At 73.8% G+C, this 15,872-nt stretch carries 18 protein-coding genes and 1 tRNA gene; 7 read left to right on the top strand and 12 right to left on the bottom strand.

The window, feature by feature from the left end:
- Positions 1 to 49: 49 nt before the first annotated feature.
- The 7 genes from O2W18_RS10960 to O2W18_RS10930 all read right to left on the bottom strand — a co-directional run bounded on the left by O2W18_RS10960 (position 50) and on the right by O2W18_RS10930 (position 5,998).
- Positions 50 to 1,099 carry an HD domain-containing protein gene (locus O2W18_RS10960; RefSeq protein ID WP_269187556.1) on the bottom strand — a complete coding sequence of 350 codons (1,050 nt, stop codon included), beginning with the start codon at positions 1,097 to 1,099 and terminating at the stop codon, positions 50 to 52.
- On the bottom strand, positions 1,096 to 2,379 hold the full coding sequence (gene mshC / locus O2W18_RS10955; protein WP_269187555.1) for a cysteine--1-D-myo-inosityl 2-amino-2-deoxy-alpha-D-glucopyranoside ligase: 1,284 nt from the start codon (positions 2,377 to 2,379) through the stop codon (positions 1,096 to 1,098). The genes O2W18_RS10960 and mshC overlap by 4 nt, the downstream gene beginning before the upstream one ends.
- 68 nt (positions 2,380 to 2,447) lie before the next feature.
- The gene (locus O2W18_RS10950) at positions 2,448 to 2,834 is read right to left on the bottom strand and encodes a VOC family protein (protein WP_269187554.1); all 387 of its coding nucleotides are present in this window, start codon (positions 2,832 to 2,834) and stop codon (positions 2,448 to 2,450) included.
- Between the two features lie 69 nt (positions 2,835 to 2,903).
- On the bottom strand, positions 2,904 to 3,782 hold the full coding sequence (locus tag O2W18_RS10945; RefSeq protein WP_269187553.1) for an SCO1664 family protein: 879 nt from the start codon (positions 3,780 to 3,782) through the stop codon (positions 2,904 to 2,906).
- Positions 3,783 to 3,794: 12 nt separating this feature from the next.
- Positions 3,795 to 4,346, bottom strand: coding sequence for a DUF3090 family protein (locus tag O2W18_RS10940; protein ID WP_269158438.1), 552 nt, complete (start codon positions 4,344 to 4,346; stop codon positions 3,795 to 3,797).
- Positions 4,347 to 4,356: 10 nt separating this feature from the next.
- Complete coding sequence (locus O2W18_RS10935) at positions 4,357 to 5,058, bottom strand: histidine phosphatase family protein (RefSeq protein WP_269187552.1); 702 nt, start codon at positions 5,056 to 5,058, stop codon at positions 4,357 to 4,359.
- A 106-nt stretch (positions 5,059 to 5,164) separates the two neighbouring features.
- A complete protein-coding gene (locus O2W18_RS10930; RefSeq protein ID WP_269187551.1) occupies positions 5,165 to 5,998 on the bottom strand; it encodes an undecaprenyl-diphosphate phosphatase in 834 nt (277 codons plus the stop codon).
- A gap of 161 nt (positions 5,999 to 6,159) precedes the next feature.
- Between O2W18_RS10930 and O2W18_RS10925 the strand changes: the two genes are divergently transcribed.
- Genes O2W18_RS10925 through O2W18_RS10915 form a run of 3 tightly spaced genes read left to right on the top strand, consistent with a single transcriptional unit; the run spans position 6,160 to position 9,408 of the window.
- Positions 6,160 to 7,140, top strand: coding sequence for an aldo/keto reductase (locus O2W18_RS10925; RefSeq protein ID WP_269187550.1), 981 nt, complete (start codon positions 6,160 to 6,162; stop codon positions 7,138 to 7,140).
- Between the two features lie 3 nt (positions 7,141 to 7,143).
- The gene (locus O2W18_RS10920) at positions 7,144 to 9,084 is read left to right on the top strand and encodes an AAA family ATPase (protein WP_269187549.1); all 1,941 of its coding nucleotides are present in this window, start codon (positions 7,144 to 7,146) and stop codon (positions 9,082 to 9,084) included.
- 57 nt (positions 9,085 to 9,141) lie between these two features.
- Positions 9,142 to 9,408: a GlsB/YeaQ/YmgE family stress response membrane protein gene (locus O2W18_RS10915; protein WP_197058299.1), complete on the top strand. Its 267-nt coding sequence runs from the start codon at positions 9,142 to 9,144 to the stop codon at positions 9,406 to 9,408.
- A 48-nt stretch (positions 9,409 to 9,456) separates the two neighbouring features.
- On the opposite strand, the gene O2W18_RS10910 is transcribed toward O2W18_RS10915, so the two are convergent.
- Complete coding sequence (locus tag O2W18_RS10910; RefSeq protein WP_269187548.1) at positions 9,457 to 10,251, bottom strand: DUF2470 domain-containing protein; 795 nt, start codon at positions 10,249 to 10,251, stop codon at positions 9,457 to 9,459.
- A 68-nt stretch (positions 10,252 to 10,319) separates the two neighbouring features.
- On the opposite strand from O2W18_RS10910, the gene rpsD reads away from it, so the two are divergent.
- Positions 10,320 to 10,925, top strand: coding sequence for a 30S ribosomal protein S4 (gene rpsD, locus O2W18_RS10905; protein ID WP_269187547.1), 606 nt, complete (start codon positions 10,320 to 10,322; stop codon positions 10,923 to 10,925).
- A 66-nt stretch (positions 10,926 to 10,991) separates the two neighbouring features.
- On the opposite strand, the gene O2W18_RS10900 is transcribed toward rpsD, so the two are convergent.
- Positions 10,992 to 11,246, bottom strand: a complete 255-nt coding sequence (locus O2W18_RS10900) for a hypothetical protein (protein WP_269187546.1) — start codon at positions 11,244 to 11,246, stop codon at positions 10,992 to 10,994.
- 147 nt (positions 11,247 to 11,393) lie between these two features.
- Here O2W18_RS10900 and O2W18_RS10895 point away from each other — a divergent pair, with 147 nt between their 5' ends.
- Positions 11,394 to 11,597 (top strand): DUF5703 family protein, encoded by a 204-nt coding sequence (locus O2W18_RS10895; RefSeq protein ID WP_036332716.1) that lies wholly within the window; start codon positions 11,394 to 11,396, stop codon positions 11,595 to 11,597.
- A gap of 61 nt (positions 11,598 to 11,658) precedes the next feature.
- Here the strand turns inward: O2W18_RS10895 and O2W18_RS10890 are convergent, their stop codons facing one another.
- Positions 11,659 to 12,615: an NADPH:quinone oxidoreductase family protein gene (locus O2W18_RS10890; protein WP_269172809.1), complete on the bottom strand. Its 957-nt coding sequence runs from the start codon at positions 12,613 to 12,615 to the stop codon at positions 11,659 to 11,661.
- A gap of 138 nt (positions 12,616 to 12,753) precedes the next feature.
- On the opposite strand from O2W18_RS10890, the gene O2W18_RS10885 reads away from it, so the two are divergent.
- Positions 12,754 to 13,494: a GAF and ANTAR domain-containing protein gene (locus O2W18_RS10885; protein ID WP_269187545.1), complete on the top strand. Its 741-nt coding sequence runs from the start codon at positions 12,754 to 12,756 to the stop codon at positions 13,492 to 13,494.
- A gap of 6 nt (positions 13,495 to 13,500) precedes the next feature.
- Here O2W18_RS10885 and O2W18_RS10880 read toward each other — a convergent pair whose 3' ends face one another.
- Together O2W18_RS10880 and O2W18_RS10875 are read right to left on the bottom strand one after the other, a co-directional pair.
- Positions 13,501 to 14,325 carry an SDR family oxidoreductase gene (locus tag O2W18_RS10880; protein ID WP_269187544.1) on the bottom strand — a complete coding sequence of 275 codons (825 nt, stop codon included), beginning with the start codon at positions 14,323 to 14,325 and terminating at the stop codon, positions 13,501 to 13,503.
- Between the two features lie 4 nt (positions 14,326 to 14,329).
- Positions 14,330 to 15,652, bottom strand: a complete 1,323-nt coding sequence (locus O2W18_RS10875; protein WP_269187543.1) for a M20/M25/M40 family metallo-hydrolase — start codon at positions 15,650 to 15,652, stop codon at positions 14,330 to 14,332.
- A gap of 86 nt (positions 15,653 to 15,738) precedes the next feature.
- On the opposite strand from O2W18_RS10875, the gene O2W18_RS10870 reads away from it, so the two are divergent.
- Positions 15,739 to 15,823, top strand: a tRNA-Leu gene (locus tag O2W18_RS10870).
- Positions 15,824 to 15,872 lie beyond the last annotated feature (49 nt).

The following is a 15,872-nucleotide window of genomic DNA, read 5'->3' as shown; positions in this document are numbered from 1 at the left end:
TCTCCACGGGATGACGACCCTCAGCCCGTTCTCGTGGTGGCGGTCCCGCTCAGGGGTTGACCAGCAGCGGGCGCATCCGGATGGTGGCCGTGTCGTCGAAGAGCCGGTCGTAGGTGGTGAGGGCGAACCGGTCGGTCATCCCGGTCACGTAGTCGACGACCTGGGTGACCGAGTCGGCCTCGGTGTCCCGGTAGCTGGCCGGGATCAGCTCGGGGTGGGCCAGGTGGTGGTCGACGAGCCGGCGGATCACCTCGATGGCCACGTGCTTCTGCCCGGCGGCGGTGTCGGACTCGTACACCCGGGCGAACATGAAGGCTCGCAGCTCCTGCATGGCCTCCAGCGCATCGGGGGCCATGACGACGGTGCCGGGGGTGTTGGCCGCCGACAGGGTGCCCTCGACCACCGCCTCGATCATCGCACCGACCATCGCGCTGCCCGGTGCGCCGAACGTGCTGCGGGTGCGGGCGGGCAGGTCGCCGGCACGCAGGACACCGGCCCGCACGGCGTCCAGCGCGTCGTGGGACAGGTACCCGATCCGGTCGGCGTACCGCACGCACTCGGCCTCGCGGGTGGCCGGCGGCGGGCTGATCTTCCAGCTGTGCGCCCGGACGCCGTCCCGGACCTCCCAGGTGAGGTTGAGGTCCTCGAGCACCTCGACGATCCGCACCCCCTGGGCGGCGTGGTGCCAGCCGCCCTCGACGTAGGGCTCCAGCGCCTCCTCGCCGATGTGGCCGAAGGGCGAGTGACCGACGTCGTGGGCCAGCGCGATCGCCTCGGCGAGCGGCTCGTTGAGCGAGAGCGCTGCGGCCAGTGAGCGGGCGACCTGGGTGACCTGGAGGGTGTGGGTCAACCGGGTGACGAAGTGGTCGCCGTCGGGGTGCAGGAAGACCTGCGTCTTGTGCTTGAGCCGCCGGAACGCCTTGGCGTGCAGGATCCGGTCCCGATCGCGCTCGTACGCCGTCCGCAGCGCATCCTCGGGCTCGGGGCGGGCCCGGCCGCGGGTGGCGACCGACCGGGCCGCGCCGGGGGCCAGCAGCTCCTCGGCCCGTTCCCGGGTACCGCGGTCGGCGAGCCGGAACCCCGACGGCGGCCCGGTCACGGCGCCAGGGCCACGCCGAGCAGCGCGTCGACGAGGTCGCGGACGACGGCCGGGGACTGCTCGTCCCAGTCGTCGCTGGCCTGCGCGGCGGGCACGCCCGGACCGGAGGCTGCCTCGGCGAGGCTCGCGGCGGCCCAGCGGTCGACGGCGGCGATCGCGCCGGGGGTGTCGAGGTCGTCGGCCAGCCGCTCCCGGACGGCGGCCAGCACCGGGCCGGCCGGGGCGCCCACGGGCAGTTCGGCCGCGCGCCGCCAGGTGTCCAAGCGCCGCTGCGCCTGCGCCAGCAGGTCGGGGGTCCAGGCCCGGTCGGTGCGGTAGTGCCCGGACAGCAGGGCCAGCCGGATCGCCATCGGGTCGGTGCGGTCGCCGCGGAGCCGGGAGACGAAGACCAGGTTGCCCCGGCTCTTGCTCATCTTCTCGCCGTCCAGCCCGATCATCGCGGCGTGCACGTAGGCCCGGGCGAAGGGCTTGCTGCCGGTGAGCGCCTCGGCGTGGACGGCGGAGTACTCGTGGTGCGGGAAGACCAGGTCGCTCCCGCCGCCCTGGACGTCGAAGCCCATGCCGATCGTGTCGAGTGCGATCGTCGCGCACTCGACGTGCCAGCCCGGGCGGCCCTCGACGCCCCGCGGACCGGGCCAGGACGGCTCACCCTCGCGAGCCCCCCGCCACAGCAGCGGGTCCAGCGCGTGCCGCTTGCCCGCCCGGTCGGGGTCGCCGCCCCGTTCCGCGGACAGCCGGAGCATGGTCTCCTCGTCGTAGCCGGACTCGGAACCGAACCCGGGCGCCTGGGCGACGTCGTGGTAGACGTCCCCGGTGCCGTCGTCCAGCTGGTAGGCCAGGCCGGCGTCCCACAGGGTCTCCACGTGGGCGGCGATCCGCGGGATCGACTCGACCGCGCCGACGAAGTCCTCCGGCGGCAGCACCCGCAGCGCGGTCATGTCCTCGCGGAAGAGCGCCGTCTCGCGCATGCCCAGGACGATCCAGTCCTCGCCGTCGCGGTCGGCCCGCTCGAACAGCGGGTCGTCGACGTCGGTGACGTTCTGCACGTAGTGCACGGCGTGCCGGGCATCGCGCCAGACCCGGTTGACCAGGTCGAAGGCCAGATAGGTGGCGGCGTGGCCGAGGTGGGTGGCGTCGTAGGGCGTGATGCCGCAGACGTACATCCGGGCCGTGCGGCCCGGGGAGGTCTCGACCACCTCGCCGCGGGCGGTGTCGTACAACCGCAGGGCGGGGCCGGACCCGGGCAGGGTGGGGAGCAGCGGGGCAGGCCAGGAGAGCACGGCAGGAGCCTAGATCCGGCCACCGACAGGGCGGCACGCCACCCGCCGTTCCCGGTCCGGCCGCGCCGTCACGGCCAGGTGGTGGCGTGCCGCTCGAACTCCTCCCCGGTCTGGATGCCGACCACGCAGAACACCAACCCGGCGGGGTCCTTCATCTGCCAGAACCCGCCCATGTCGACCATCCGGATCGCCCCGAGGGCCTCGAGCCGGGCCACCTCGGCGTGCACGTCGTCGGTCTCGATGTCCACGTGCCAGCGCGGCGGGGTGCCCACTCCGGTGCGCTGGACCTCCAGGTGGAACCCGTCGGCGAAGGAGCCGAGCGAGGACCACGCGTCGTCGATCGTGTCGGGCTCCACGGGGTGGCCCGTGGCAGCGGACCAGAACGACTGCCCCCGGTCGTGCAGGTGCGGCGGCAGGTCGATCAACAGGATCGCGAGTCGGCTCCGGTGTGGCACTCCCCCACCCTGGCAGGGACGGCGGCGGGAGAGCAACGCCCGGCCGACGGCACCACCACGGCGCTCAGCTCAGAACGGCGGCCAGGGCAGCGCGGGCCACTCCCCGCTGGGCTGGGGGTGCATGCCGGTGCGGAGCAGCTCGGCCACCCGTTGCTGGGTGCGCCGCACCTCGCGCCGGGTGAGGTGCTCGTGCAGCTGCTCGCCCAGCTCACCGCGCAGCTGCTCGTCCAGCTCGTGCAGGACGGCGACCGCCTCGGCGGTGAGCGGTTTGCCGGCCCAGCGCCAGAGCAGGGTGCGCAGCTTGGGCTCGGCGGAGAAGCAGATGCCGTGGTCGACGCCGTACACGTGGCCACCGGGCATCGGGATGATGTGCCCGCCCTTGCGGTCGGCGTTGTTGACCACCGCGTCGAAGACGGCCATCCGGCGGAGCTCGGGTACGTCGAGCCGGACGAACTCGGTGAGCTCGACGGTGGGGTCGGCGTCCATCCACAGCTGGACCATGCCGGGGCCGAACGGACCCTCGCGCAGGACGGTGGGCGGCACGATCGACCAGCCGGTCGCCTCCGACACCAGGTGCGCGCTGATCTCCCGGCCGGCGAGCGTGCCGTCGGGGAAGTCCCACAGCGGCCGCTCCCCCGCCACCGGCTTGTACACGCAGGTGGCGGCCAGCTCCTCGGTGCGGATCGCCCCGATGAGGGTGACGTTGCTGGCGTCGAGCAGCCGGCCCTCCATGTCCAGCACGCCCTCGCGGAGCAGGGTGGCGACCTCGTCGGCGCCGCGGGGAGGCCGGCGGTCGCCGTGGTCGAACCCGGCGAGGTCCAGCTCGACGACGTCGCCGTCCAGCTCGTCGCTGTCCAGCTCGTCGTCGTAGAGCTCGTCGTCCAGCTCGAGGGGCTCGTCGGTCAGCGGGTGCTCCAGCCGGTCGTCGCGGGGATCAGGCGCCGTCATCGCTGCGCCGGGTCAGCGGCGGTAGCCGTTCTGCCGGGGGCAGACGTGACCGGCCGGGTCCAGCGGGAGGGAGCACAGCGGGCAGGAGGGCCGGCCGGCGGCGATCACCCGGCGGGCGCGGGCGACGAACGCGCGGGCCGCGACCGGGGTGATCGTCACCCGCAGCGCGTCTGGGCCCTCGTCGCTGTCGGAGAGGATCGCATCCTCCTCGATCGGCTCCTCGCCGGCGGCGACGGCCTCGACGACGACGGCGTCCTCCTCGCCGTCCCAGGCCAGGCCCATCGCGGCGACGCGGAACTCCTCGTCGACGGGGGCGGTGAGCGGTTCGAGGTCGTCGACGTCGGCGTCGGGCGGCACGACGACGGCGGCGCGGTTGGCCACCTCGTCGAGCAGCTCGCTCATGCGGTCGGCCAGGACCTGGACCTGCGTCTTCTCCAGCGCCACGCTGATCGTGCGGCCGGCCTCGTCGGAGGCCTGCAGGTAGAAGGTGCGGTCGCCGGGCTGGCCCACCGTGCCGGCGACGAACCGGGAGGGACGGTCGAAGAGGAAGACCTGACGAGGCACGGCGATCAGGTTACGCGGCGCCGGAGCCCGCGCCGCCGCCGACGACCGCGTCGGAGGAGGCTTTGCGCCGGCCGCGCTTCTTCTTCGGCGGGATCAGGGCGGACACGTCGCCGCCGGTGTCGTTCACCCGGACCAGGAAGGGCCGGGTGTCGGTGTAGGTGACCACCGACAGGGACGCCGGGTCGACGACGATGCGCTGGAAGGAGTCCAGGTGCAGCCCGAGGGCGTCGGCCAGGATCGACTTGATCACGTCGCCGTGGCTGCAGACCAGCCAGACGGCGTCGGGGCCGAGCTTCGCGTTCCACTCCCGGACGGCGGCCACCGCGCGCGCCTGGGTCTGGGCGAGCCCCTCGCCCTCGGGGCCGGGGAAGACCGCGGCGGAGGGGTGCTGCTGCACGACCTTCCAGAGCGGCTCCTTGACCAGTTCCTTGATCGGGCGCCCGGTCCAGTCGCCGTACCGGGCCTCGCCGAACCGGTCGTCGGTCTGCACGTCCAGCGGTCGGCCCTCGGCGACCGTGCCGGCGGTCTGCTGGCAGCGCTCCAGCGGGCTGCTCACCACTGCGGCCAGCGGGACGCCGGACAGCCGCTGCGCGACCGCCTGGACCTGGGCCTGGCCGGCGTCGTCCAGCTGGACCCCGGGGGTCCAGCCGGCGAGCACACCGGCGGTGTTGGCCGTCGTCCGGCCGTGTCGGAGCAGGATGACCGTCGTCATGGGGCTTGCCTCCTCGATCGGCCCGCGAGCAGGGGCCCGGCGCGAGCCCGCGAGCGGTGGGGGGCTCGGGGGTCCTTCCGCACCGGACCGACTCTAGGGCCCTGCATCAGGTCGGCTCGAGGACGCCGGTGCCGACCAGCGCCAGCACCAGCACGCCGAGCGCGATCCGGTAGACCACGAACGGGGCGAAGCTGCCGTGGGCCAGATAGCGCAGCAGCCAGGCGATGACCGCGTACCCGATCCCGAAGGCGATGACCGTGGCCAGGACCGTCGGGCCCCAGGAGAGCGCTCCGCCCTCGGTGTCCCCGGTCAGGGACTCGTAGGCCTGGAAGAACCCGGCGCCGAGCACGGCGGGGACGGCGAGCAGGAACGAGTACCGCGCGGCCGCGGCCCGGTTGTAGCCGAGGAACCGGCCGGCGGTGATGGTGCCGCCGGAGCGGGAGACCCCGGGGATGAGCGCCATCGCCTGGGCGAAGCCGAAGGTCAGGCCGTGCTTGACGGTGAGGTCGGGCAGGTCCCGCTCGGTGCTGCCCACCCGGTCGGCCCAGTACAGCACCAGTGAGAAGACGATCAGCGCGACGGCGATGATCCGCAGGTCGCGGAACGTGGTCTCGATCGAGTCCTGGAACAGCAGCCCGAGGACGACGATCGGCAGGCTGCCGATGATGATCAGCCAGCCCATCCGGGCGTCGGGGTCACTGCGGGCCGAGCGGTCGGACAGCGCCCGGACCCAGGCGGTGATGATCCGCCAGATGTCGTGCCGGAAGTAGATGAGCACGGCGAGCTCCGTGCCGATCTGGGTGATCGCGGTGAACGCCGCGCCCGGGTCACCCCAGCCGAACGCCTCACCGACGACCCGCAGGTGCGCGCTGGAGGAGATCGGCAGGAACTCGGTGAGGCCCTGGACGACGCCGAGGACGACGGCTTCCCACCAGCCCACGGTCAGCGCCCCCGCTGCTCGGCCGGACGGTGGTCAGGGCAGGTCGAGGGCTCGCACACGACAGGCACCCTAGGTGGCAGGGACACCGGGGCCCGGCACCCCGGCACGAGAGGTTCGTCGCTGCCGGGGGACGTCGGTGGGCAACGGTAGGTTGACCCGTCGTGGAACAGCGGGCGCTCGGGCGCAGTGGGCTCGTCGTCTCCCGACTGGGGCTGGGCACCCTCACCTGGGGCCGGGACACCGACGAGGACGAGGCCGCGATGCAGCTGACGGCGTTCGTCGACGCCGGCGGCACCCTGGTCGACACCGCCGACGTGTACGCCGACGGGGAGAGCGAGCGGACCCTCGGGCGGCTGCTGGCCGACGTCGTCCCGCGGGACGACGTGCTGGTCGCCACCAAGGCGGTCGGCCGGACCGGGCCCGGGCCGATGGGCCGCGGCGCCTCCCGCGGGCACCTGCTCGCGGCGCTGGACGCGTCCCTGGAGCGGCTGGGGATCGACCACGTCGACCTGTGGCAGCTGCACGCCTGGGACGACGCCACGCCCCTGGAGGAGACGCTGGCCGCCTGTGACCTGGCGGTCTCCTCCGGCCGGGCCCGCTACGTCGGGGTGAGCAACTTCTCCGGCTGGCAGACCGCCCAGGCGGCCACCTGGCAGCGCGCCTGGCCCGGGCGCACCCCGATCGTGAGCACCCAGGTGGAGTACTCGCTGCTGCAGCGCGGGGTCGAGCGCGAGGTCCAGCCGGCCGCGGAGGCGCTGGGGCTGGGGATCCTGCCGTGGTCGCCGCTGGGCCGGGGGCTGCTCACCGGCAAGTACCGGCACAGCACGCCCGCCGACTCCCGCGGCGCATCGGCGCAGTGGCAGGGGTTCATCGACGGCTTGCGCTCGGCGACCGCGGACCGGGTGGTGGAGGCGGTGATCACCGCGGCCGAGGGGCTGGGCACCACGCCGCTGGGGGTGGCGCTGGCCTGGCTGCGCGACCGGCCGTGCGTGGTCGCCCCGATCGTGGGCGCCCGGACCGCCCAGCAGCTGCAGGCCGCCCTCGACGCCGAGGGAGTCCGGCTGCCGCCGGCGATCACCACTGCGCTGGACGACGTGTCCGCACCGCACTTCTCCTATCCCGAGCAGCGTCGGGAGCACTGAGTCATGAGCACACCCGCCGGCGACCCCGTCTTCGCCGCCTTCTGCACCGCCGGGCTGTGGCCGGGCCTGGGCAAGCGGACGGCGGCCGACCTGCCGGCCGCCGGCATCACCGGCCCGGACGACGTCAGCGCCGACCGACTGCTCAAGCTGCCCCGGGTGGGCCGGCAGCGCGCCGAGCGGCTGTTCAGCTCCTTCCTCGCCGCACGGTCGACCTACGAGGTGGTCGAGCTGCTCGTCGGCGCCGGCCTGAACGCCCGGCTGGCCGTCAACTCCGCCGACGCGCTCGGCCCGGACGCCGCCCGCCGGCTCCGGGACGACCCCTGGGCGCTGCTCGGCCTGACCGGCGTGACGCTGGCCGAGGCCGACCGGCTGGCGATCGCCGTCCTGTCCGGCGCGGACCGGCAGGACACCCGCCGCGGCCGGGCCATCGTGGCGCTGACGCTGCGCACCGCCACCCGGGACGGGCACACCGTGCTCCCCGCCGACCTGGTGGTGGCGGCGCTGCGCGCCGAGGGGATCGCGGACCCGGCCGCCGCCGTGGTGGCCGCGGTGGAGTCCGGTGAGGTCCTGGAGCACGAACCGCCGCTGGTCGAGCCGGCCGAGGACGCCGACGAGCTGCCCGAGCCGGACCCGGCGCTGCGCACGCTGTCGCTGGCCCGGTACGGGATGGCGGAGGAGGCGGTGGCGGAGAACGTGCACCGGCTGGCGGCCACGAGCGGGCGGATCGCCGACCCGGCGTCGGTGCGGTCGGTGGCCAAGGGCCTGGACCCGGCACAGCAGGCGGCCGTCGCCCAGGTGCTCGGCGCCGGCGTCTCGCTGCTGACCGGCGGGCCGGGCACCGGGAAGAGCCGGACCGTGGCCTCACTGGTGAAGCTGCTGCAGGCCAAGGGCACCGAGGTCGCCCTCGCGGCGCCGACCGGCCGGGCGGCGAAGCGGCTGGAGGAGCTGACCGACCACCCGGCGGTGACGGTGCACCGGCTGCTGGGCGCCCAGGGCATGACGGGCGGGTTCGCCCGCAACGAGGAGTGGCCGCTGGACGCCGACGTCGTGGTGGTCGACGAGGCCTCGATGCTGGACGTCGAGCTGACCGCGGCGCTGCTGGAGGCCTGCCCCGACGGCACCCACCTGCTGCTGGTGGGCGACCCGGCGCAGCTGCCCTCGATCGGGCCGGGCCACGTCCTGGGCGACCTGATCGACTCCGGCGTGGTGCCGGTGACCGAACTGACCACGCTGCACCGCCAGGCCGCCGGTGGGGCGATCGCCCGGCTGGCCACCGGCGTGCGCGGCGGCGAGCTGGTGCAGGTGGAGTCCCCGGACCGTGAGGTGGTCATCGTGCCGGCCACCGGCAGCGCCGAGGCGGCCAAGCGGGTCGTCCAGCTGGTCACCGACTCGATCCCCCGCGCGCTGGGCATCGACCCGTCGACGGTGCAGGTCGTCACCCCGGTGCACCGCGGTCCGGCCGGCACCATCGAGCTGAACAAGGCGCTCAAGGCACAGCTCAACCCGGGCGAGGGCACGGTGTTCGGGTTCGACGTCGGCGACCGGGTGGTGGCCACCGCCAACCACCTGGAGCTGGAGCCGATCGGCTTCGCCAACGGCGAGGTCGGTGTGGTCACCGGCACCGGCGAGGGCTCGCTCACCGTCGACTTCAGCTCCGGCCCGGTCACGGTGATCGGCAAGGCGCTGGGAGACCTCCGGCACGGCTGGGCGATCACCGTGCACCGGGCCCAGGGTTCGGAGTGGCCCGGCGTCGTCGTGGTGCTGCCGCCGGAGGCCGGCGGGATGCTGTCCCGGCCGCTGGTCTACACCGCGCTCACCCGGGCCCAGCGGCACCTGTCGATCGTGCACGCCAGCGGCGCCGCCCTGGCCCGCGCGGTGCGGGAGGTCGACGTCCGGCCCCGGCGGACCCGGCTGGCGGCCCTGCTCGCCGAGCTGGCGGAGTGACCCACCCGTCAGCCGGCGTGCGTTTGCCGCGTTGATCTTGGGGGAAAACACGAGCCCATGGGCATCATCGGATTTCTCGTCTTCGGCCTGATCGTCGGTGCGCTGGCGCGGTTGATCAAGCCGGGCAAGCAGAACCTCAGCATCCTGGCCACCCTGGCCCTCGGTGTCGTCGGCTCCCTGATCGGTGGCGTCGTCGCCACCCTCCTGGGCACCGGTGACTTCGGCGAGCTCAACATCATCGGCGGCATCGTCGCGATCGTCGCCGCGGTCCTGCTGATCGGTGTCGCCGAGGGCATGAGCGGCGGCCGGCGCAAGGTCCACTGACCTCGCCCAGCTGCACCACTGCCCTGCCCCGGGCGCTGACCTGCGCGGTCAGCGCCCGGGGCAGGCGCGTCTCACGGCGCAGATCAACCGGTGCACGGCCGGCCCGAGGTCGTCGGCGCCGGTGACCGGGTCGGCGAACGGGACACGCACGTCCCGGTGGCCGGACCGCTGCTCGATCCGCAGCCGGAAGCCGTAGCGGTCCAGGCCGAGCGGGCGGACGACGTCGCCCTTCCCCACCCAGGCGGCCGGCACCCGCGAGCACAGCAGGTCCAGCTCCTCGGGGTGCGCGACGTCCAGGTGCTGCAGCGCCTGCCCCTCCACCGCGGCCAGTGGGTCGGGGACGGCGGCGAGGAAGTCGTCGGGGTCGATCTCGGTGACCGCGCCACACTCCCCCAGCACCACCTCGGCCAGGTCCAGCCGCAGCAGGGTCGCGCTGCGCCCGACGTCCAGCAGCGCCCCCACCGGGGCGACGTCGGCGAAGGCCAGCGCGGCGTCCCGCTGGTCGGTCTCGAGCAACGGCGTGAGCCACCCGGACAGCCAGACCTGGGCGCGCACCGGCTCTCGCAGCGGCACCGGCGCGTGGTCGGTGACCATCAGCAGCGCTGCGAGGTCTCCGTCGGCGGACGACCGCACCGCGCTGCACACCTCACCGTCGGTCGGCACCACCACCAGCACCTGGCCCTCGGCGGTGATCGCGTGCCCGAGCACGCGGCTCCCGTCGATGCCGGCGGCGCACACCGCGGCGGCCGGCCTGCCGGCCACCGTGCGGGCCCGTTCGGCTCCGGTGGGCCGGACTGCATCGGACGAGGGCCCCGGGGCTGCGGGGCGGGTCGATCGTGTCATGCGGCACTCCGGGTTCAGGACGACTCGACATCGCGGTAAGGTGAGCCTAACCGAACCCGGAGGACCGTGTGAACAGCTCTCGCCCCAAGGTCCGGCGCTCCCGTGCGCTGGGCATCCCGCTCACCCCCAAGGACGTCCGCTACTTCGAGCGGCGCCCCTACCCGCCCGGTGAGCACGGCCGCAAGCGCAAGAACACCAGCGACTACAAGACCCGGCTGCTGGAGAAGCAGCGGCTGCGCGCCCAGTACGACATCAGCGAGACCCAGCTCCGCTCGGCGTTCGACCGGGCCCGGCGCAGCGGCGGGAAGACCGGCGAGGAGCTGATCACCCACCAGCTGGAGGCGCGGCTGGACGCCACGGTCCTGCGCGCCGGGTTCGCCCGGACGATCTACCAGGCCCGGCAGACGGTCAGCCACCAGCACGTCACGGTGAACGGCAAGCGGGTCGACCGACCCAGCTACCAGGTGCAGCCCTACGACGTCGTCGAGATCGCCGAGCGGAGCAAGGCGAAGCTGCCCTTCCAGGTCGCCGCCTCCGGCGCGCACGCGGCCGCCCCGGTGTACCTGGAGGTCCAGCTCTCCGAGCTCCGCTGCGTGGTCCTGCGCCGACCGCAGCGCGCCGAGGTCCCGGTGGTCTGCGAGGAGCAGCTGGTCGTGGAGTACTACTCCCGCTGAGCCGGGCCGGGCCGGGGCCGATCCGGCCCCGGCCGTCGGGCGGCGCCCACCGAGGGCGTCCGAGGGTCAGCCCCGCTGCTCGTCCTCGTCATCGGGGACGGCCGCCTGCTGCTCCAGGACGTCGTACTCATCGGCCTCGGGGTCGGCGTCCCGCAGGGCGGTCGAGGTGCCCGGGGTGGCGGTGAGCTGCTGCTCGACGGCGTCGGCCTCCGGGACGTCGGCGCCCGGCGGGGTCACCTCGTCGGCGAGCTCGGGGCCGGCCGGGGCGACGCTCCGCTGCTGCTCCAGGCGGTCGGCGTCGGTGGCTTCGGGGTCGGTCATGGGGGCTCCTCGCCGGTCGGGGGCCTGGCCGGGTGCCGGGCCGCGCCGTCCTCCCCTGCCCGTACTCCGCCGGTGCGACACCCGCTCCGGTGGCGTCGTGGTGACCACCACATGACCCACCGGCGTCCGGCAGGCACAATCGACGAGGTGTCAGCACCCGGCGAGTACGAGTACGCCCCGCTGCGCATCCCGGCGGGCATCTCCCGCTCCGCGGCCGCGCAGCTGATGAGCATGCAGTCCGACACCGGCGGCTGGGAGCTCGCCCGGCTCCAGCTGCACGCCGACGGCACCCGCAAGGTGATCATGCGGCGCCGGATGCGGCTGTCCTACCTCCCCCGCCCCATGGTCTGAAGAAGGACCCCGTCGCCCCTCACCCCTCGCAGGCTCGCGGCGGGGCCCTGCGACGGGGCCATCAGGGGGTGAGGACCACCTTGCCGACGGTGCTGCGGTCGGCGATGGCGGCCATCGCCTGCGGCAGCTCGGTGAGCGGCAGCGACTGACCGACCAGTGGGGCGATCGCACCGTCGTCGAACAGCTCGCACAGCGCCTCGTGCACCATGCCGATCCGGGCCGGGTCGTGCTTGCGGTACAGGCCCCAGTGCAGCCCGACGATGCTGTAGTTCTTGACCAGTGCGTGGTTGACCGGCGCCTGCGGGATGGTGCCGCTGGTGAAGCCGACGACGACCAGCCGCCCTTCGAAGGCGATGCACTTGCGGGACTTGTCGAAGACCTCACCGCCCACCGGGTCGTAGACGACGTCGGCCCCGTGCCCGCCGGTGATCTCCTTGACCAGCGGGACGAAGTCCTCGGCGGTGTAGTCGATGACGTGGTCGGCACCCAGGGAACGGCAGACCTCGGTCTTGCGCTCCCCACCGGCGGTGGCGATCACCTTCGCGCCGGCGGCCTTGCCGAGCTGGATCGCCGCCGTCCCGACGCCACCGGCCCCGGCGTGCACCAGCAGCCACTCCCCCGCCTGCAGCGCCGCGCGACGGTGCAGGCCGACGTAGCCGGTCTGGTAGGTCAGGTACAGCGAGGCGGCCTGCTCATCCGACATCGCGTCGGGCACCGGCCAGGCCGCAGCGGCGTCCATCAGCGCGTACTCGGCGAAGGCGCCGGGTCCGCCGGACGGTGAGCCGAGCACCCGCTGGCCGGTCTCGACGATCTCGCCGCACAGCTCCACGCCGGGGGTGAACGGCAGCGGCGGCCGCTCCTGGTACTGCCCCATCGCCATCAGCACGTCGGGGAAGTTCAACCCGGCCGCCCGCACCTTGACCAGCACCTGGCCGTCGGCCGGCGTGGGCTGCTCGACCTCGTCGAGGGACATGACCTCAGCCGGGTTCCCCAGGGAGTGGACTCGCCATGCACGCATGCCCGGCACCTTGCCAGAGCGGCGGTGACGCCGGTCACCCGGGGGCCGGGGACTCGTTGCACGCAACCGGGCGCCTCGTACTCTGGAACGGTTGGCGTCGAGAGGACGGCGTCGCCGGACACCGGAGGACGAACCACCGTGAGCTCGACCATCGACCCCGTCGCCGTGCGCACCCTGGGCCGGCTCGGCGCTGACCTGGCTGCCGGCAGCCCGTCCCACGACCTCGTCGAACGCCTCGTCGACGACCTGAACCGGCCGTTCGGGCTCGACTTCTCCATCCGGTACGAGCTCCCCCCGGCGGCCGACGAGCTTCGCCTGCACACCACCATCGGGGTGGCCGAGCAGCACCGACCGGACCTCGCGGTGGTCCCACTCGGTGTCGCGGTCTGCGGGATGGTCGCCGAACGGCGCCGCCCGGAGGCGCACGCCCGGGTGGACGCCGACCCGGACGAGCGGCTGGCCCTGGCCCGGGAACTGGACGCCACCGCGTACGCCAGCTTCCCGCTGACCGCGGGACCGGCCGTGCTCGGCACCCTGTCGGTGGGCTCCCGGACCCGCCCCGAGTTCGGTGCTGCGGAGCTGGCGGTCCTGGGGGCGGCCGCTGACCTGGTCACCGTGGCCGCGGCGCGCGAGCTCGACCGTGCGGTGGTCGTGTCGGCCCTCGCCGCGCAGGCGGAGGCCGAGGAGCGCGTCGCCCACCTGGAGACGGCACTGGTGACCAACCGCACCATCGCCACCGCCATCGGCGTGGTGATGACTCGCCTGCGGGTGACCGAGCAGCAGGCCCACCGGTGGCTGATCGAGGCCAGTCAGCGCACCAACCGGAAGCTCCGGGTGGTCGCCGAGCAGATCGTGCACACCGGTTCGCTGGAGCTCTGACCCGGCTCAGCGCATCGAGGGTGGCCGCAGCGCGGCCGGGACGGCGGCGGTCTCGCCGTTCGTCGTCCGGGCGGCCGGCACGCCCTTGAACTTGTACGGGACGGCGCCGACGCCTGGCTGGACGACGTAGGCGGCGCCCGGCTCGGCGCCGGCCCAGGCGGCGACCATCGCCTCGGCGACCTCGCCGGCCGACAGCACCGGGAAGTCGGCGGCGGCGAACTCCTCGCGCAGCGGGTCGATGATCGCGGTGTCGGCGAACCCGGGGCAGATCGCGGAGATGGTGATGCCGTCGTCGACGAGGCGGGAGGCCATCGACCGGACGAAGGCCACGGCCCCGCCCTTGGCCACGCTGTAGCCGGGGTCGGTGGCCATTGGCGACAGGCCGGCCAGCGAGGCGGTCACCACGATCGACCCGCCACCGGCGCGGCGCAGGGCCGGCAGCGCCGCCTCGGTGCCGTAGACGACGCCGAACAGGTCGACGTCGACCACCTTGAGGAACTCGTCGACGTCCAGGGCGTGCCGGGACTGCCCAGCGATGCCGGCGTTGAGGAAGACGGCATCCAGCCGGCCGTGCTGAGCCTCGACACCGGCGACGACGGCGGCGTTGGCCGCCCGGTCGGTGACGTCGAGGGCCACGAAGTGCGCCCCCAGGCCCGCGGCGACCTCGCGATTGGCCGCGCTGTCGAGGTCGGCGAGGACGACGGTGACCTCACGCTCGCGGAGCAGGCCGGCGAGGGCACGGCCGAACCCACCGGTCCCTCCGGTGACGAGGGCGACGTCGCCGGGGGCGGGGGAACCGGGCGTGGGAGTGGTGTCGGTCACGCCCGGCATCACATCACGCCTGGCGCAGGAACCGGTCGAGCACCCGGATGCCGAACTGCATCGAGTCGATCGAGATGCGCTCGTCGATGCCGTGGAACAGCGAGGCGAAGTCCAGCTCGGCGGGGAGCTTGAGCGGGGAGAACCCGAAACAGCGCATGCCCAGCGTCTCGAAGCTCTTGGCGTCGGTGCCGCCGCTCATGGTGAACGGGACGGCGCGGGCGCCCGGGTCCTCGGCCTGCAGCGCCTGGACCATCAGGTCGACCGAGGGGCCGTCGAACGTCGTCTCCACGGCCTGGTCGTAGGTGATCCACTCCCGGGTGACGCCCTCGCCGATCAGCTCGTCCAGCTGCTTCTCGAACTCGGCCTCCTGGCCGTACAGGAAGCGGCCGTCGATGGTCGCGCTGGCGGTGCCGGGGATGACGTTGGTCTTGTAGCCGGCGTCGAGCATCGTGGGGTTGACCGTGTTGCGCAGGGCGGCGCCGATCATCCGGCTGATGCTGCCGAGCCGGGCCAGCGCCTCATCGGGCTGGTCCGGGTCGATGTCCACCCCGTAGGCGTCGCTGACCGCGTCGAGGAACTCGCGCATCGGCGGGGTGAGCACGGTGGGGAGCCGGGTGGTGCCGATCCGGGCGACCGCCGCGGCCAGCCGGGTGACGGCGTTGTCGTCGTGCACGAAGGAGCCGTGCCCGGGGCGGCCCTGGGCCGTGAGCTTCATCCAGGCCAGGCCCTTCTCGGCGGTCTGCACGAGGTAGAGGCGCAGGTCGTCGCGGACGGTGATGCTGAAGCCGCCGACCTCGCTGATCGCCTCGGTGCAGCCCTCGAAGAGGTCGGCGTGGTGGTCGACCATGAAGTGCGCGCCCTTGCGGCCGCCGGCCTCCTCGTCGGCGACGAAGGCCAGCACGATGTCGCGGTCGGGCTTGACGCCGGTGCGGGCCCAGTCGCGCACCAGCGCCAGGGTCATCGCGTCCATGTCCTTCATGTCGACCGCGCCGCGGCCCCACACATAGCCGTCACGCTGCTCGCCGCTGAACGGGTGGACGCTCCACTCGGCCGGGTCGGCCGGGACGACGTCCAGGTGGCCGTGCACCAGCAGCGCCGGGCGGTCGCGGTTGGTGCCCTCGATCCTGGCGACCAGGCTGGCCCGGCCGGGCTCGGACTCGTGGATGACGCTGTCGATCCCCACCTCGTCGAGCTTGGCGGCGACCCACTCCGCGGCTTTCCGCTCCCCCGCGCTGGTGGCGGAGTCACCGGTGTTGGTGGTGTCGATGCGGATCAGGTCGGAGAGCAGGTCCGCGACCTCGGACTGGGCACCGGCCAGGGGCGTGGGCTGCGACATGCGGTCGATGGTGCCACCGGCCCCTGTCCCGGACCGGGAGCGGCCTCGGTTATGCTCATCGAGGCGCTCCGCGGAGTGCCCACCTTGTCCGGGTGGCGGAATGGCAGACGCGCTAGCTTGAGGTGCTAGTGCCCTTTATCGGGCGTGGGGGTTCAAGTCCCCCCTCGGACACCGAGTTGAGCCCCCACGGTCTTCAGGCCGGCGGGGGTTCTCCCGTTTC

The sequence above is a fragment of the Modestobacter sp. VKM Ac-2983 genome, assembly GCF_026967885.1.
Lineage (GTDB): Bacteria > Actinomycetota > Actinomycetes > Mycobacteriales > Geodermatophilaceae > Modestobacter.
This window is presented reverse-complemented; position numbering and strand designations above follow the sequence as displayed.

What these genes read in the sequence shown, in the direction of transcription:
- O2W18_RS10945 (WP_269187553.1), bottom strand. Translation starts at nt 3,782, where the DNA reads ATGACGGCGCCTGATCCCCGCGACGACCGGCTGGAGCACCCGCTGACC.
- O2W18_RS10935 (WP_269187552.1), bottom strand. Translation starts at nt 5,058, where the DNA reads ATGACGACGGTCATCCTGCTCCGACACGGCCGGACGACGGCCAACACC.
- O2W18_RS10920 (WP_269187549.1), top strand. Translation starts at nt 7,144, where the DNA reads ATGAGCACACCCGCCGGCGACCCCGTCTTCGCCGCCTTCTGCACCGCC.
- O2W18_RS10915 (WP_197058299.1), top strand. Translation starts at nt 9,142, where the DNA reads ATGGGCATCATCGGATTTCTCGTCTTCGGCCTGATCGTCGGTGCGCTG.
- O2W18_RS10910 (WP_269187548.1), bottom strand. Translation starts at nt 10,251, where the DNA reads ATGACACGATCGACCCGCCCCGCAGCCCCGGGGCCCTCGTCCGATGCA.
- O2W18_RS10900 (WP_269187546.1), bottom strand. Translation starts at nt 11,246, where the DNA reads ATGACCGACCCCGAAGCCACCGACGCCGACCGCCTGGAGCAGCAGCGG.
- O2W18_RS10890 (WP_269172809.1), bottom strand. Translation starts at nt 12,615, where the DNA reads ATGCGTGCATGGCGAGTCCACTCCCTGGGGAACCCGGCTGAGGTCATG.
- O2W18_RS10880 (WP_269187544.1), bottom strand. Translation starts at nt 14,325, where the DNA reads ATGCCGGGCGTGACCGACACCACTCCCACGCCCGGTTCCCCCGCCCCC.
- O2W18_RS10875 (WP_269187543.1), bottom strand. Translation starts at nt 15,652, where the DNA reads ATGTCGCAGCCCACGCCCCTGGCCGGTGCCCAGTCCGAGGTCGCGGAC.